Below are 14,463 nucleotides of genomic sequence, written 5' to 3'. Positions count from 1 at the left end.
TTTATTGTCTTTTTGTACAGGAACACTTGGTTATTTTTTGATGATTTTTTTGTTTGTTTGTGTTGAAGTTGTGGCATGGATTTGCTACAATAAAGGCACAGGACAATTCTGTCCTGCCAAAGATGTAAAAGCCCGCACGGCCTTTATAAAATTTTAGAATGGAGATGTATCAATTATGGCTATGGATGCTTTCAGCGCCTCCCTGATGCAGGACAAGAGAGAGATCATCATCGCCCCGACTATTTACAAGTTTGCCAACTTCGGTGACTTCGCTGCTGAGTTCAAACTTGGCGAGCGCGATGTTGTCCTGACCAACGAATTCATCTACAAGCCCTTCATGGAGGAGCTTGGCCTGAAGAGCAAGTTTGTTTTCCAGGAGAAGTTCGGCGCAGGTGAGCCTTCCGAGGCGATGATCGAAACCATGTACGAGGCCATTCCGTATGATTCCTATGACCGCGTCATCGCTGTCGGCGGCGGCGCCATCATGGACCTGTGCAAGCTGCTCGGCTGCAAGCGCCCGACCTCCGTACATGAGCTGTATTTCAAGCGCGAGCCCGTTGTACATGAGAAGGAAGTTATCGCTATCCCGACCACCTGCGGCACCGGCTCCGAGGTTACCAACATCTCGGTTGCTATCGTCAAGGACGAGAAGGACGGCAAGCTGACCGGCGGCGAGACCAAGCTCGGTCTGGTTTCCGACGACATCATCCCGAACAAGGTTTGCCTGGTTCCGGATCTGCTCAAGACCCTGCCCTACAAGCCGTTCGCTGCTTCCGCAATCGACGCTCTCATTCATGCGACCGAGTCTTTCCTGTCCCCGCATCGCAAGACCGTTACCTCTGAGATGTACTCGGTCAAGGCAATGGAAATGATCCTCGAGGGCTTCCGCCGCATTGCGCTGGAAGGCCCGGATGCCCGCATTGATTATCTGGGCGAGTTCGTTACCGCTTCCCTGTTTGCCGGCATCGCCTTCCTGAAGGCGGGCTGCGCAACCGTACACGGCATGTCCTTCCCGCTCGGCGGCACCTACCATGTCCCGCACGGCGAATCCAACTACGCTCTGTTTGGCAAGATTCTCGAGCTGTACAACGAGTATGAGCCGAACGGCGAGCTGGGCAAGTTCAAGGAAATCGTTGCGCGCTGCCTGGGCTGCACCAAGGATGACGCTCTGCGTACCCTGAATGTCACCCTCGAGAAGGTTCTGCCGCTCAAGCCGCTGCACGAGTACGGTTTCAAGGAAGAGGATATCAAGAGCTTCCCCGTATCGGTAGAAGCAAACCAGCAGCGTCTGATCACCAACTCCTACCGTCCGTGGAGCATCGAACTGAGCGAACGCGTATACCGCGAGTGCTTCTGATTTCTGTAAGCGTTTCGCCTGAACAGGGCGGGGACCCCCGCGTTCCCCGCCCTGTTTTTTCTTAGAAGGTATGCTTGCCGTCCGTCGGTAAGTTTCCCAAAAAGTTTGAAAAGAGAAAGGATACTTGATCGCTATGATGACCAAAGACCAGTACATTGAGTCCCTGCGAAAGCTGAAGCTCAATCTGTATATGTTCGGTGAAAAGGTGGAAAATCCGGTAGACAACCCGATCATCCGCCCTTCGCTCAACTCCTTTGCCGCTACCTATGAGCTGGCGGAGGATCCCCAGTACGAAGACCTGATGACCGCAACCAGCCACATTTCCGGCAAGAAGATCAACCGCTTCACCCACATGCATCAGTCGACCGACGACCTGATTAAAAAGGTTAAGATGCAGCGTCTGCTCGGCCAGAAAACCGCAGCCTGCTTCCAGCGCTGCGTTGGTATGGACGCTATGAACGCCGTATTCTCGTCCACCTACGAGATCGACGAGGCCTGCGGCACCAAGTATCACGAAAACTTCGTCAAGTTCCTCACCCGCGTACAGGACGAGGATCTCGCGGTTGACGGCGCAATGACCGATGTCAAGGGCGACCGTTCTCTGGCACCCTCCAAGCAGGCCGATCCCGACCTGTTCCTGCATGTTGTCGAGCGCACTGCGGACGGCGTATACGTCACCGGCGCAAAGGCACACCAGACCGGCTTTGTAAACAGCCATGAAGTGCTGGTTATGCCGACCATCTCCATGCGTGAAGGCGACGAGGATTACGCGATTTCTTTCGCGATTCCGACCGATTCCGAAGGCATCACGCTGATCTACGGCCGTCAGTCCTGCGACACCCGCAAGACCGAGGAGTACAACGACATCGACGTGGGCAACAAGGTGTACGGCGGTCACGAAGTGCTGGTTATCTTCGACCATGTGTTCGTTCCGAACGACCGCATTTTCCTCAACGGCGAAGTCAAGTTTGCCGGCATGATCGTGGAGCGTTTCGCAGGCTATCACCGTCAGTCCTACGGCGGCTGCAAGGTCGGCGTGGGCGACGTTCTGATCGGCGCGACCGCTCTGGCAGGCGAAATGGCAGGCTCCGCCAAGGCGTCTCACGTCAAGGATAAGCTCATTGAAATGACCCACCTCAACGAAACCCTGTACTGCTGCGGCATCGCATGCTCTTCGCAGGGCACCAAGACCAAGGCGGGCAACTACCTCATCGACCTGCTGCTGGCTAACGTCTGCAAGCAGAACGTGACCCGCTTCCCGTATGAAATCGCACGTCTGGCACAGGATCTGGCCGGCGGCCTGATGGTCACTCAGCCTTCCGAGGCCGACTACCGCAACCCGGTTCTCAAGCCCTACATCGAGAAGTACCTTAAGGGCGTCGCTTCTGTTCCGACCGAGGACCGTATGCGCGTACTGCGTTTGATTGAAAATATGACGATGGGCACTGCTGCTGTCGGCTATCTGCCGGAGTCCATGCATGGCGCAGGTTCGCCCCAGGCTCAGCGCATCATGATTGCCCGTCAGTCCAATCTGGAAATGAAGAAGGAACTGGCGAAGAAGATTGCTCGTATCCAGTAATCTCTGAGCATCCCATAGGCACTCATGGAGCACCCGTGAGTGCCTATGTTTGCAATTTCATTCAGCCAAAGGAGGCTCAACGCACTATGCTGCGCTGCACTGTGAAATTCTGCGGCGGCTGCAATCCGCGCTATGACCGCGGAGAAGCCTATCAAACCGTGCGCACCTCCCTTGCGGACGTCGCTTCGTTTTCCTATCCGGAGGACGGCGTCCATTACGACGTACTGCTGATTATCCGCGGCTGCACCGGCTGCCCCTATCTGTATGAGGAAATTGACGCTGACCACCGCGTCATCATGGACTCTGCGGACGGCATCCCGGAGGCCATTGAGACAATTCGGCAATTCGCGTAGATTGAACGGCCGCATCAAGCGTCCGTTATTCAAAGGAGGATGATAGAACATGAAGAAAGTAAGCATTATCTCTGCAGAAGAAGCCGCACTCAAAGTTCAGGATGGCGACACCATCGCCACTGGCGGCTTTGTCAGCTGCGCCTGCCCGGAGACTCTGTCCAAGGCACTGGAAAAGCGTTTTCTTGAGACCGGCCACCCGAATAACCTGACCCTGTTCTTTGCAGCTGGTCAGGGCCACCGCGACGGTACGGGCGGCGACCACTACGGCCATGAAGGCATGGTCAAGCGCGTTATCGGCGGCCACTGGGACCGCGCGCCTCGTCTGGGTGAGCTGGCGCTCTCCAATAAAATCGAAGCCTATAACCTGCCGCAGGGCGTTATCTCGCACATGTACCGCGATATCGCCGCGCACAACATCGGCACGATTACCCACGTCGGCCTGAAGACCTTTGTTGACCCGCGCAACGGCGGCGGTAAGCTCAACGAAAAGACCAAGGAAGATCTGGTCACGATCGTCAACATTGAGGGGAAGGAACGCCTGCTGTATAAGGGCTTCCCGATCAACGTCGTATTCCTGCGCGCATCCTACTGCGATGAATACGGCAACTGCACCGTACATAGAGAAATCGGTCCGCTGGACGTTACCGCAATGGCACAGGCGTGCAAAAACTCGGGCGGCAAGGTCATTGTACAGGTCGAGAAGATTGTACAGGGCGGCTCGCTCGATCCGAAGCTGGTTGCCATCCCGGGCATCTATGTTGACTCGGTTGTCATCGGCTCAGAAGAAGAGAACATGCAGTGCCTCGGCATGCCGTATGACGGCGCGCTGACCGGCGAATTCCGTATCCCGGTAGATGCTATTCCGCCCATCCCGATGGACGCCAAGAAGATCATCGCCCGCCGCGCAGCGATGGAGCTGCCGCAGGACGCGATTGTCAACCTTGGCACCGGCGCACCGGAGAAAATCGCTAACGTTGCGGCGGAAGAGGGTATCTCGGACAAAATGACCCTGACCGTCGAGGCCGGATCGATTGCAGGCGTGCCCTACGGCGGCACCCAGTTCGGCGCAGCGGCAAACGCGATGTGCATCATCCCGCACAACGTACAGTTTGACTTCTATCAGGGCGGCGGTTTGGACGTTGCCTTCCTCGGTCTGGCTGAAACTGCACCCAACGGCGACCTGAACGTTTCCAAGTTCGGTACCCGTCTGGCCGGCGCGGGCGGATTCATCGATATCACCCAGAACGCCAAAAAGGTTGTCTACTGCGGTACCTTCACCGCCAAGGGCCTCAAGACTGCCTGCGAGGACGGCAAACTTGTCATTACGCAGGAAGGCGCCAAGAAGAAGTTTGTCAATCAGGTAGAGCACATCACCTTCTCCGGCGACTACGCCAACGAAGTACACCAGCCGGTTCTGTACATCACCGAGCGCGCCGTGTTCGAGCTGCGTCCGGAAGGCGTCACGCTCATCGAGATCGCACCGGGCATCGACCTGCAAACCCAGATCCTTGACCAGATGGAATTTGAGCCCAAGATCGCTTACCAGCCGGACGGCTCGATCAAGCTGATGGACGCCCGCATCTTCCGCGAAGAGCTGATGGGTCTGGCGAACGATTAAATTTCGTTTTTTTCTGTGTGTGTGTTGTACAGATGTTGGGTATATTGTTAATCGTTTAACAAACTTTCGTAAAACCCCTTGCAATTCTCCGCACATTTGATAAAATATTAACGAACTCGCAAGAGACATTAAACTGCACCGGTGTATCCGGTGCCAGAGAAGAAAAGGAGTAACAGCCAAATGAACGTTTACATCTGTTCCGCTGCCCGTACCGCTATCGGCACTTATGGCGGCACCCTTCGCGACGTACCTGCCGCTCAGCTCGGTATCGCTGCTGCCAACGCTGCCATTGAACGTGCCGGTGTTGACAAAGCTGCTATCGACGAATGCCTGTTTGGTCAGGTATTGCAGGGCGGCGTTGGCCAGAACGTAGCCCGTCAGGTATCTCTCGGCGTCGGTATGCCGCTTGAGACCCCTGCCATGACCCTCAACAAGGTTTGCGCATCCTCCATGCGCGCCATCTCGCTGGGCTCCCAGATCATTCGCTCCGGCGAGGATCAGATGATGCTGGTCGGCGGCTGCGAGTCCATGTCCGGCGCACCGTATATTTCCCGCAACATGCGCTGGGGCGCTCGCATGAACGACGTGAAGTTTGTTGACATGATGGTTTATGACGGTGTATTCGACGTATTCAACCAGTACCACATGGGCGTCACCGCGGAAAACGTTGCCGAGAAGTACGGCATCACCCGTGAGATGCAGGACCAGATCGGCTATGAGTCCCAGATGAAAGCTGCCAAGGCCATTTCCTCCGGCCGCTTCAAGGACGAAATCGTTCCGATCGAGGTCAAGAAGAAGAAGGAAACTGTTATCTTTGATACCGACGAGCACTGCCGTCCCCAGACTACCATCGAGGGTCTGGCAAAGCTGCGCCCGGCCTTCAAGAAGGATGGCACGGTTACCGCAGGCAACGCTTCCGGCATCAACGATGCAGGCGCAGCCATGATCATTGCGTCTGAGGATTTCGTTAAGGCACACGGCCTCAAGCCGCTGGCGAAGATTCGTGCGTTCGGCTCGGTCGGCTGCGACCCGTCTATCATGGGCATCGGCCCGATCGAATCCACCCGTCAGGCTCTCAAGCGTGCCGGCCTGACTGTTGCTGACCTCGACCTCATCGAGTCCAACGAGGCGTTTGCTGCTCAGGCTGCTGCGGTTAACCGCGAACTGGGCTTTGATATGGATAAGGTAAACGTCAACGGCGGCGCTATCGCGCTCGGCCACCCGATCGGTGCAGCAGGCTGCCGTATCACCACCACCCTGCTTCATGAAATGATCAAGCGCGACCTGACCATCGGCCTTGCCACTATGTGCATCGGCGGCGGCATGGGCGAAGCCCTGATCGTGGAGCGCGACGAGCTCTGCAAGTAAAAACCGGCAGACATCTTTTCGCGTCCTCTCCGCATTGATTCCTGTAATTTGAATGGGTATCCGTCAGCTATTTTGCTCTGACGGATACCGGTTCGTTAGAATGTTTGAAAGGAAGTCTTTAGCAATGACTGATGTAGTAGTTGAGAAAAAGGGCCATGTAGCGATCGTTAAGATCGAGCACATGAAGGCTATGAACGCACTTTCCACTGACATGTATGCTCAGTTGGAAGAAGCGTTTGACGAAGTCGGTAAGATGGACGACGTATACTGCGTTATCCTGACCGGCTCCTCGACGGTCAACAAGAAGGGTAAGACGGTCAACTCCTTTGTTGCCGGCGCTGACATTGCGCAGATGTCCACCATGACGGTTGCGGAAGGCAAGTTCTTCGGCAACGACTCCAACCGTGTCTGCTGGAAGATTGAAAACTTCAAGCGCCCGGTTATCGCAGCAATCAACGGCTTCTGCCTCGGCGGTGGCTGTGAGCTGGCCATGAGCTGTGACATCCGTCTGGCATCCGACAATGCGATGTTCGGTCAGCCGGAAGTCGGTCTGGGCATCACCCCGGGCTGCGGCGGCACCCAGCGTCTGGCCCGCATCGTTGGTCTGGGCAAAGCCAAGGAAATGATCTACACGGCCCGCGGCAACTACACCGCACAGCAGGCGCTTGAAATGGGTCTGGTCAACTACGTATATCCGCTGGAAAACCTGATGGACGAAGCCATGAAGCTTGCAGAAGAAATTGCAGCGCAGGCTCCGATCGCGGTTGCTCTGTGCAAGGAAGCTATCAATGTCGGCATGCAGACCGACCTGAATTCCGCCCTGAAGTTTGAGGGCAACGTATTCGGTCAGTGCTTTGCTACCGAGGATCAGAAGTACGGCATGGCTTACTTCCTTGACAAGAACAAGGAGAAGCCTGCTAAGGAATTCAAGAATAAGTAAGCTGTTTTTTGTGGATTGTTAAGAGTGAGAGAGAGGTTATATTATCATGAAAGTTTGTGTATTCGGCGCTGGCAACATGGGTGCACGCATCGCAGAAGTATTTTTGACCAACGGCCATGACGTAACCATGATCGATATCAAGCAGGAGTTCCTCGATCGCGGTGTTAAGACCATCACCAACGATCTGTCCTTCATGGTGAAGAAGGAAAAGATCACCGAGGAGCACAAGAATGAGCTGCTGGCCGGTCTGAAGACCTCCATCGATCGCAAGTCTGCTGCAGATGCAGACTTCGTGATGGAAGTTATCCTCGAGCGCATGGATCTGAAGAAGGAACTGCTCAAGGAACTGGACGATATCTGCCCGGCACACACGATCTTTGCAACCAATACCTCTGCCCTGTCCCCCACCGAGCTGGCTGCCTCCGTCAAGCGTTCGGATAAGGTCATCGGCTGCCACTTCTTCAACCCGGCTCAGATCATGAAGCTGGTTGAGGTAACCCGTGCGATCCAGACCTCGAATGAAACCTTTAAGACTGCGTTTGATCTGATGGCTTCTCTGGGCAAGACCCCGGTTGCCGTGCACGAGGGTCCGGGCTTTGTGGTAAACCGTATCCTGATCCCGATGATGAATGAAGCTATGGGCATTGTTGCCGATGGTATCGCTTCCCCGGCGGACATTGATATCGCAATGCAGCTGGGCGCCGGCATGAAGTCCGGTCCGCTCCATACCGCTGATCTGGTTGGCCATGATGTCAACCTGGCAATTATGGAAACCCTGTACCGCGAAACCGGCGATCCGAAGTACCGTCCGCATCCGCTGATGCGTAAGATGGTTCGTGCAGGCTGGCTGGGCGTAAAAACCGGCAAGGGCTTCTTCGAGTACGACGAATACGGCAAGGAAATTGTGAAGTAACCTGTCCATACCAAAGGAGGCTACTGTGCAAAACGCACAGTAGCCTCCTTATTATTTTTGTTTTTTTGTTGCTTTAGCCACATTTGTCGTTTTTTTCTAACATTTGTTTGGCAAAATCAACAAATTTTGCGCCAATCTATGGCATTTCTCGAACAAATAGGATATAATATTAAATATGTGGGAAATAAAATCTTACCAAAGCGGCAGAAGCGGCAAATGCAGCCAAATCGGCACATAATGCAGCCGGTATGGCATAGCGCATTTGCTTCAATCCCAAGTGCCCACCATATATGCTGATGGTATATAAGCTGGTTTCCGAGGCCCCCAGCATAACTGCTGTAACCCGGCCAATATAGCTGTCCGGTCCATACCGTCCAATCAGCTCACTGCCCAGCGCAAGCCCCCCTCCTCCGCTGATCGGTTTGAGCAATGCCAGTGCTACGCAGTCTTTTGGAATACCAAACAAGCCAAACAATGGCGCCAACCAGCCCGCTGCCAAATCAATCGCACCAGAAGCCCGCAGCATATAAACTACGGTCAGCATCCCTACCAGCGTGGGTACAATACCCACCGCTGTCTGCAACCCTTTTTGTGCACCGCGCAAGAATACCGGGAACACATCCACATGTTTATACAATCCGTATAAGCCGATTGCTGCCAGCAGCAGCGGGATTAGTGTTGCCTGCACAACCTTTCTATGCGCTCCTTTCCATCATTTTTGACGTGAATTTCAAATTTTGGAAAATAATTTTGGAAATAACAGGTAATTCGACATCTTTTGTGTCTGCTTTATGTAATAATACAAATTGTAATCCAACCAAACATTTCCTTCTATTTCCCCTCGGGAAATAATGGCCGCATCAGCCTTCCACTGAGCAGTACCACCGCCACGGAAAAGATGGATGCGCCCCAAACCGGCAGCATAATATCAAACGGTGATGCAGCGCCGCACGCGGCACGAACCGCTGCAACGGTAGAAGGAATCAACTGGATGGATGCTGTGTTTAAGGTAATCAATGTCAAGACGGTATTCGGGGATCCGCGACGCCCTTCCAGCTCATACAATCGGTCTGCTGCACGCAGACCCAGCGGTGTGGCCGCATTGGATAGCCCCAGCAGATTTGCCGCGACATTGGCGCTGACCGTCTCCATGGCTTCACGGTCTGTCGCAGCTTTTCCAAACAGCGGACGCAGCAACGGCATGAGTATGCGGGATAACTTTTCCGCCAGTCCGGATGCCTGTACCAACTCCATGATGCCGCTCCAGAAGCACATCAGGCCGACGATACTGATAATGAGTGTGACCGCTTCTCCGGCTCCCGTGCCGACCGCTGTCGTCACTGCATCTAACCGTCCGGTGAATGCGCCACAAATCAGCGCCAAAACCAAAAATACAACCCAAATAGCGGATAGCATCCGCGCAATCCCCTTTCTGTCCAAGCTCCCCCCAAGGGGTTTTGGTGATACAAGATTCGACTGAAAAGAAATGAAGGAGTGTTTCACACATGAAGTCTACCGGTATTGTCCGAAAAGTGGATGAACTTGGCCGTATCGTACTGCCTATTGAATTGCGCCGTACGATGAACATAGACGTCAAGGATGCCCTGGAAATCTACGTAGACGGCGATCAGATTGTTCTGAAAAAATATGAGCCGTCCTGTATCTTCTGCGGCAACGCAAAGGATATCATCCATTACAAGGGCAAAAACATCTGCGCGTCCTGCGCACAAGAACTCAAGCTGCTCTAATATCAGCGCCTTACAGCCATCCCATCATTCAGGGATGGCTGTTTTTTGATGCCATCCGTTTTGCCCGTCCATCGGCAGCCTGCGCCCGATACTTCTCCCTCGTCGCCATGCCGCCGCGTATATGACGTTCCTCCTTATTGGTCTGTAAAACGGCCTGCACTTGCTCGTATAGCACCGCGTTGAGCTTTTTCAGCCGTGTGGTAATATCCTTATGTACCGTGGACTTGGATACGCCAAATTGCGCCGCAGTCTGCCGCACCGTCGCCCCTTCCTGAATCATATATTGTGCCAGCCGGATTGTGCGCTCCTCTGGTAAGCCTTTCACCATCGTCCCCCCTGACCTGTTGACGCTTTCGTTACTCCCAATCTATGCGTCATCCACGCCATATAGAACGCGGGCTTATGCTGTTTGTGGCCCCCTCCTATGAGAATACAGACTCTATCATATAAAACAATGCGCTGCTCTTACTTGAGCAGCGCATTGATGCCATTGGTATGATATTCCACCAGTCGGTTGAGGTTTGTACGCACTTCACGCGGCCGAACACAGTTTTTAAGGATCTGTACCGTACCATCTAGCAAGTTGCGGGCCATGATTTGCGCCAGCAGCATGCTGTTATCTTCATCCGCAAGCAACGGGGCGGTTTTGGCCGCCAGCATATCAATCATGCTTTTGCGGAGGGCCTCATACCGCGTGCCATGAGACTGCTCCATAATGAGCAGCAAACCGTACTTTTCCGCCAAAAGCAGCGATATGACCTCCTCGGTTAGCAGCACCTGATATTCACGTTGACCGGTACGCGGATCGAAGCGCTTATCCTTAAAGCGCAAAATCAGTTTTTTCAGTCCTTCTGCCGCACCGTCGGTCAGTTCATAAAACAATTCCTCTTTGTTCTTAAAATAATGATACAAGTTGCTCTTGCTGATGTTGACCTTATCCGCAATCATTTGCAGGGATGTGCGGTCGTATCCCCGCTGCAAGAACAAATGCTCCGCTTCCAGCAAAATTTTATGCCGGAGCTCATCCTTTAACACCTGCACAATAAAGACCACCTGTTCATTTCTTACTTTATTATAGCATTTCTGGATTTTTTGTCAACAATCGTTCGGTTTTCTTCCCGTTTATCGACGGACATTCAAAAGCGCAAAACAAAGGACGCCGGTATTGTCCGGCGTCCTTTGACGCATAGATTGATTTTTCTTATGCACCGAAAACCTTGAGCATGAAGCCCGCAGCCACCGCAGAACCAATAACGCCTGCAACATTCGGCCCCATGGCGTGCATCAGCAGGAAGTTGGCCGGATTAGCCTTCTGCCCTTCGACCTGCGAAACACGCGCTGCCATCGGCACCGCGGATACGCCCGCCGAACCGATCAGCGGATTGACCTTTCCGCCAGTCAGCTTGCACATGATCTTGCCAAAAATCAGGCCACCAATGGTGGAGAACATAAACGCAATCAGGCCGAGAATGATGATTTTGATGGTATCCCACGTCAGGAACGTGTTGGCAACAGCCTTGCATCCAACCGACAGGCCAAGGAAGATAGTCACGATGTTGCACAGCGCATTTTGCGCGGTGTCAGACAGGCGCTCGGTCACGCCGCACTCACGCAGCAGATTGCCCAACATCAGCATGCCGATCAGCGGCGCGGTATCCGGAATCAGCAGAATGACCACAGTCGCCACCGCGATCGGGAACACGATCTTCTCGGTCTTAGAAACCGGGCGGAGCTGTTCCATCTTGATCTCGCGCTCCTCCTTGGTGGTCAGCAGACGCATGAGCGGCGGCTGAATCATCGGAATGAGCGCCATATACGAATACGCTGCGATGGCGATTGCGGGCAGATAATCACGCGCCAAACGCGATGCCACCAGAATCGCAGTCGGGCCATCCGCGCCGCCGATGATACCGATAGCGGCAGCAACCGCACCCGGGAAGCCGAGCGCCAAGGCCAGCAGAAACGCAGCGAAAATACCGAGCTGTGCTGCTGCACCCAGCAGCAGCGAGGACGGACGCGCAATCAGCGGACCGAAGTCGGTCATTGCGCCAATGCCGAGGAAAATAATCGACGGATAAATCGCATGCTCAACGCCCTGATAGAACACCCACAGCATGCCTGGGCTAGAGGTCGCCGTCGGCGCATTGAGCAGGCCCGTAATCGGGAAGTTTGCCAGCAGCATACCGAATGCAATCGGAATCAGCAGCAGTGGCTCAAATTTCTTGCCAATACCCAAATAAAGCAGCACAAAGGAGATCAGGATCATAATCAGGCTACGCGGATCATCCGCCAAAGCGGCGAAACCCGAACCTGCAAGAATCTCCCCCAGCGCACCGATAAACGAAAATTGCATATTCTTGCGCCTCCCGTTACATCGTGCAAAGCGCCGCGCCGGTTTCCACCGTCGCGCCCTTCTGTACGCTGACCGAACCTACCGTGCCGTCATGCGGCGCGCAGATTTCGTTTTCCATTTTCATCGCTTCCAAGATGAACAGCACATCGCCCGCCTTCACAGCCTGTCCCGCTGTGCAGCGTACATCCAGAATTGTGCCGGGCATAGGCGCGGATACAACCTCACCGCCTGCCGGCGCGGCAGGCGCCGAAGCGGCGGCTGGAGCCGGAGCCGGAGTCGGAGCTGCGGCTGGAGCCGCAGGTGCAGCACCAGCTGTTTTGTCAACAGCTACCGCACTGACCGAACCTTTTTCCACTTCTACTTCATACTGTTTCCCGTTCAGCGTAACCATGTATTTCATCGTTTATTTCCCCCTTAAACCGCCTTGATGGATTTAAACACGAGCTGATCGAGCGGAATGCCCGTCTCATGGCTTACAATCGCCATGACGCAGGCTGCTTGCGTCTCGTCAATGCCTTCCAGCACAACCTGCGGCGCTGTCGGTGCAGACACCCGTGCCGGTGCAGACGGAGGCATGGATGCGGCCATAGCAGGAAGCGGATGGTGCTCCATACCAGATACCGCGCGGGAAATCACCAAAATAATTCCCCACAGCAATGCAAGCATTAGAAACACGATGACAAAACCGGATAACGCCACAACCAGCGCATCCAACTGACTCAGCGGATCTCGAACCATAATCAGCCAACCTCCTTAAACGAATAGCTTGCGGTGAAGGTTTTCTCACGACGGTCGAAGTACTGCTCGGCCTGCTGTGGAAACGCGATGAAAGAAAGCACATCTTCATCGCAACGTGCACGGCTGCCCAGATACGACTTGGCCACCTCAAACTCCGGCTCCAGCGTTTCTGCGTAGCGGCCGGTCATGGGCTGTTCATTGCCCAACACCTTTTGTGCCAGCTCCGGATTGATTTTGCCGGGGGCTTTTCCGTATTCGCCTCGAATATAGTTCTTTATTTCCTTGCCGATGGACTTATACCGCTCACCCAGCAAAACGTTCACCGTTGCCTGTACGCCAACCATCTGGCTCAGCGGCGTTACCAGCGGCGGATAGCCCAAATCGGCGCGCACGCGAGGCGTTTCATCCAACACTGCATCCAGCTTGTCGATTGCATTCTGCGCCTTAAGTTGCGCCACCAGGTTGGACAGCATACCGCCCGGAATCTGATAAATCAGCGCATCGGTCTTGGTGGACAGGACATACGGATCAAACATGCCGTTTGCCGCAAACTTATCCTTAACCGGCAGGAAGAAATTATTGATACGGTTGAGTTCCTGCGCATTGACCCCGCAATTGTAACCCATTTGCGTGAGTGCGTAAACGATTGACTCGGTTGCCGGCTGGCTGGTACCGCCCGAAAAACAGGAGGTCGCACAATCAATGCCGGCTGCGCCCGCTTCGGCCGCTTTGAGATAGGTCATATAGCCCAATCCCGTTGTTGCATGTGTGTGCACATAAATCGGCAGTTTAATGTTTTGCCGCAGTGCTGTAACCAAGTCATAGCACTCCTGCGGCGACATGATGCCTGCCATATCCTTAATACACAGCGAATTGCAGCCCATCTGCTCGATCTGTTTGCCCAGTGAGACAAACATCTCCAGATTGTGAATCGGACTGAGCGTATAACAGATGCAGCCTTGCGCATGTCCGCCCGCCTTCAAGCACTCGTCCACTGCGGTTTCAATGTTGCGCATGTCGTTGAGCGCGTCGAAAATACGGATGATATCCATTCCGTTTTCCACGCTTTTTCGCACAAACCGGCGCACTGTATCATCCGAATAATGGTGATATCCTAACAAATTCTGCCCACGGAGCAGCATTTGTAGCTTCGTGTTTTTCATGTGCGACTTGATTTTTCGCAGACGCTCCCAGGGATCCTCGTTCAGATAACGCAGGCAGCTGTCGAAGGTCGCACCGCCCCAGCATTCGATCGAATGATAGCCGGCTTTATCCATTTCATCCAGCACAGCTTCAAAGTCATCAAACGGCATACGGGTTGCGATCAACGACTGCTGTGCATCACGAAGCACAGTTTCGGTGATATGCATTTGTTTCACAAATATACCCTCCTTATAGCCGAAAAACAGAGGATTCAGTCAAACTATACCTACTCCCCCATTTTACATAACTGTATCATAGCATGTTCTTATTCGACACGCAATGTTTTTCTTTTC

At 53.9% G+C, this 14,463-nt stretch carries 16 protein-coding genes; 8 read left to right on the top strand and 8 right to left on the bottom strand.

Going from position 1 to position 14,463, the window contains the following annotated elements; genetic code table 11:
- Window positions 1–175 precede the first annotated feature (175 nt).
- The 7 genes from ACTQ34_RS08280 to ACTQ34_RS08250 all read left to right on the top strand — a co-directional run bounded on the left by ACTQ34_RS08280 (window position 176) and on the right by ACTQ34_RS08250 (window position 8,128).
- Window positions 176–1,357 (top strand): 4-hydroxybutyrate dehydrogenase, encoded by a 1,182-nt coding sequence (locus tag ACTQ34_RS08280; RefSeq protein WP_441363366.1) that lies wholly within the window; start codon window positions 176–178, stop codon window positions 1,355–1,357.
- Window positions 1,358–1,490: 133 nt separating this feature from the next.
- A complete protein-coding gene (locus ACTQ34_RS08275) occupies window positions 1,491–2,936 on the top strand; it encodes a 4-hydroxyphenylacetate 3-hydroxylase family protein (RefSeq protein WP_441363365.1) in 1,446 nt (481 codons plus the stop codon).
- An 86-nt stretch (window positions 2,937–3,022) separates the two neighbouring features.
- Window positions 3,023–3,289, top strand: a complete 267-nt coding sequence (locus ACTQ34_RS08270) for a hypothetical protein (RefSeq protein ID WP_441363364.1) — start codon at window positions 3,023–3,025, stop codon at window positions 3,287–3,289.
- A gap of 49 nt (window positions 3,290–3,338) precedes the next feature.
- The gene (locus ACTQ34_RS08265) at window positions 3,339–4,907 is read left to right on the top strand and encodes an acyl CoA:acetate/3-ketoacid CoA transferase (RefSeq protein WP_373163688.1); all 1,569 of its coding nucleotides are present in this window, start codon (window positions 3,339–3,341) and stop codon (window positions 4,905–4,907) included.
- 180 nt (window positions 4,908–5,087) lie between these two features.
- Window positions 5,088–6,275 (top strand): acetyl-CoA C-acetyltransferase, encoded by a 1,188-nt coding sequence (locus tag ACTQ34_RS08260; protein ID WP_441363363.1) that lies wholly within the window; start codon window positions 5,088–5,090, stop codon window positions 6,273–6,275.
- Window positions 6,276–6,399: 124 nt separating this feature from the next.
- The gene (locus tag ACTQ34_RS08255) at window positions 6,400–7,215 is read left to right on the top strand and encodes an enoyl-CoA hydratase-related protein (RefSeq protein WP_441363362.1); all 816 of its coding nucleotides are present in this window, start codon (window positions 6,400–6,402) and stop codon (window positions 7,213–7,215) included.
- A gap of 43 nt (window positions 7,216–7,258) precedes the next feature.
- Window positions 7,259–8,128, top strand: a complete 870-nt coding sequence (locus tag ACTQ34_RS08250; protein WP_441363392.1) for a 3-hydroxyacyl-CoA dehydrogenase NAD-binding domain-containing protein — start codon at window positions 7,259–7,261, stop codon at window positions 8,126–8,128.
- A gap of 169 nt (window positions 8,129–8,297) precedes the next feature.
- Here ACTQ34_RS08250 and ACTQ34_RS08245 read toward each other — a convergent pair whose 3' ends face one another.
- Window positions 8,298–8,816, bottom strand: a complete 519-nt coding sequence (locus ACTQ34_RS08245) for a nucleoside recognition domain-containing protein (RefSeq protein WP_441363361.1) — start codon at window positions 8,814–8,816, stop codon at window positions 8,298–8,300.
- Window positions 8,817–8,959: 143 nt separating this feature from the next.
- Window positions 8,960–9,544: a nucleoside recognition domain-containing protein gene (locus tag ACTQ34_RS08240; RefSeq protein ID WP_441363360.1), complete on the bottom strand. Its 585-nt coding sequence runs from the start codon at window positions 9,542–9,544 to the stop codon at window positions 8,960–8,962.
- 89 nt (window positions 9,545–9,633) lie between these two features.
- Between ACTQ34_RS08240 and ACTQ34_RS08235 the strand changes: the two genes are divergently transcribed.
- A complete protein-coding gene (locus ACTQ34_RS08235) occupies window positions 9,634–9,876 on the top strand; it encodes an AbrB/MazE/SpoVT family DNA-binding domain-containing protein (protein WP_302667009.1) in 243 nt (80 codons plus the stop codon).
- A 28-nt stretch (window positions 9,877–9,904) separates the two neighbouring features.
- On the opposite strand, the gene ACTQ34_RS08230 is transcribed toward ACTQ34_RS08235, so the two are convergent.
- The 6 genes from ACTQ34_RS08230 to ACTQ34_RS08205 all read right to left on the bottom strand — a co-directional run bounded on the left by ACTQ34_RS08230 (window position 9,905) and on the right by ACTQ34_RS08205 (window position 14,337).
- Window positions 9,905–10,201 (bottom strand): sporulation transcriptional regulator SpoIIID, encoded by a 297-nt coding sequence (locus ACTQ34_RS08230; protein ID WP_441363359.1) that lies wholly within the window; start codon window positions 10,199–10,201, stop codon window positions 9,905–9,907.
- 140 nt (window positions 10,202–10,341) lie between these two features.
- Window positions 10,342–10,917, bottom strand: a complete 576-nt coding sequence (locus tag ACTQ34_RS08225) for a TetR/AcrR family transcriptional regulator (RefSeq protein WP_441363358.1) — start codon at window positions 10,915–10,917, stop codon at window positions 10,342–10,344.
- A gap of 160 nt (window positions 10,918–11,077) precedes the next feature.
- Window positions 11,078–12,229 (bottom strand): sodium ion-translocating decarboxylase subunit beta, encoded by a 1,152-nt coding sequence (locus ACTQ34_RS08220; RefSeq protein WP_441363357.1) that lies wholly within the window; start codon window positions 12,227–12,229, stop codon window positions 11,078–11,080.
- Between the two features lie 16 nt (window positions 12,230–12,245).
- Complete coding sequence (locus ACTQ34_RS08215; protein WP_441363356.1) at window positions 12,246–12,629, bottom strand: biotin/lipoyl-containing protein; 384 nt, start codon at window positions 12,627–12,629, stop codon at window positions 12,246–12,248.
- Between the two features lie 14 nt (window positions 12,630–12,643).
- On the bottom strand, window positions 12,644–12,967 hold the full coding sequence (locus ACTQ34_RS08210) for an OadG family protein (protein ID WP_441363355.1): 324 nt from the start codon (window positions 12,965–12,967) through the stop codon (window positions 12,644–12,646).
- 2 nt (window positions 12,968–12,969) lie between these two features.
- On the bottom strand, window positions 12,970–14,337 hold the full coding sequence (locus ACTQ34_RS08205) for a pyruvate carboxylase subunit B (RefSeq protein WP_441363391.1): 1,368 nt from the start codon (window positions 14,335–14,337) through the stop codon (window positions 12,970–12,972).
- Between the last annotated feature and the right edge of the window lie 126 nt (window positions 14,338–14,463).

Source organism: Agathobaculum sp. LCP25S3_E8 (assembly GCF_052117165.1).
Lineage (GTDB): Bacteria > Bacillota > Clostridia > Oscillospirales > Butyricicoccaceae > Agathobaculum.
Note: the sequence above shows the minus strand (reverse complement) of the source record. Positions and strands in the feature narration are given on the sequence as shown.

Bases quoted from the DNA above. Each gene is read 5' to 3' on its own strand.
- ACTQ34_RS08265 (WP_373163688.1), top strand. From the start codon at position 3,339: ATGAAGAAAGTAAGCATTATCTCTGCAGAAGAAGCCGCACTCAAAGTT.
- ACTQ34_RS08215 (WP_441363356.1), bottom strand. From the start codon at position 12,629: ATGAAATACATGGTTACGCTGAACGGGAAACAGTATGAAGTAGAAGTG.
- ACTQ34_RS08255 (WP_441363362.1), top strand. From the start codon at position 6,400: ATGACTGATGTAGTAGTTGAGAAAAAGGGCCATGTAGCGATCGTTAAG.
- ACTQ34_RS08275 (WP_441363365.1), top strand. From the start codon at position 1,491: ATGATGACCAAAGACCAGTACATTGAGTCCCTGCGAAAGCTGAAGCTC.
- ACTQ34_RS08210 (WP_441363355.1), bottom strand. From the start codon at position 12,967: ATGGTTCGAGATCCGCTGAGTCAGTTGGATGCGCTGGTTGTGGCGTTA.
- ACTQ34_RS08260 (WP_441363363.1), top strand. From the start codon at position 5,088: ATGAACGTTTACATCTGTTCCGCTGCCCGTACCGCTATCGGCACTTAT.
- ACTQ34_RS08240 (WP_441363360.1), bottom strand. From the start codon at position 9,544: ATGCTATCCGCTATTTGGGTTGTATTTTTGGTTTTGGCGCTGATTTGT.
- ACTQ34_RS08270 (WP_441363364.1), top strand. From the start codon at position 3,023: ATGCTGCGCTGCACTGTGAAATTCTGCGGCGGCTGCAATCCGCGCTAT.
- ACTQ34_RS08235 (WP_302667009.1), top strand. From the start codon at position 9,634: ATGAAGTCTACCGGTATTGTCCGAAAAGTGGATGAACTTGGCCGTATC.
- ACTQ34_RS08205 (WP_441363391.1), bottom strand. From the start codon at position 14,337: ATGCATATCACCGAAACTGTGCTTCGTGATGCACAGCAGTCGTTGATC.
- ACTQ34_RS08280 (WP_441363366.1), top strand. From the start codon at position 176: ATGGCTATGGATGCTTTCAGCGCCTCCCTGATGCAGGACAAGAGAGAG.
- ACTQ34_RS08220 (WP_441363357.1), bottom strand. From the start codon at position 12,229: ATGCAATTTTCGTTTATCGGTGCGCTGGGGGAGATTCTTGCAGGTTCG.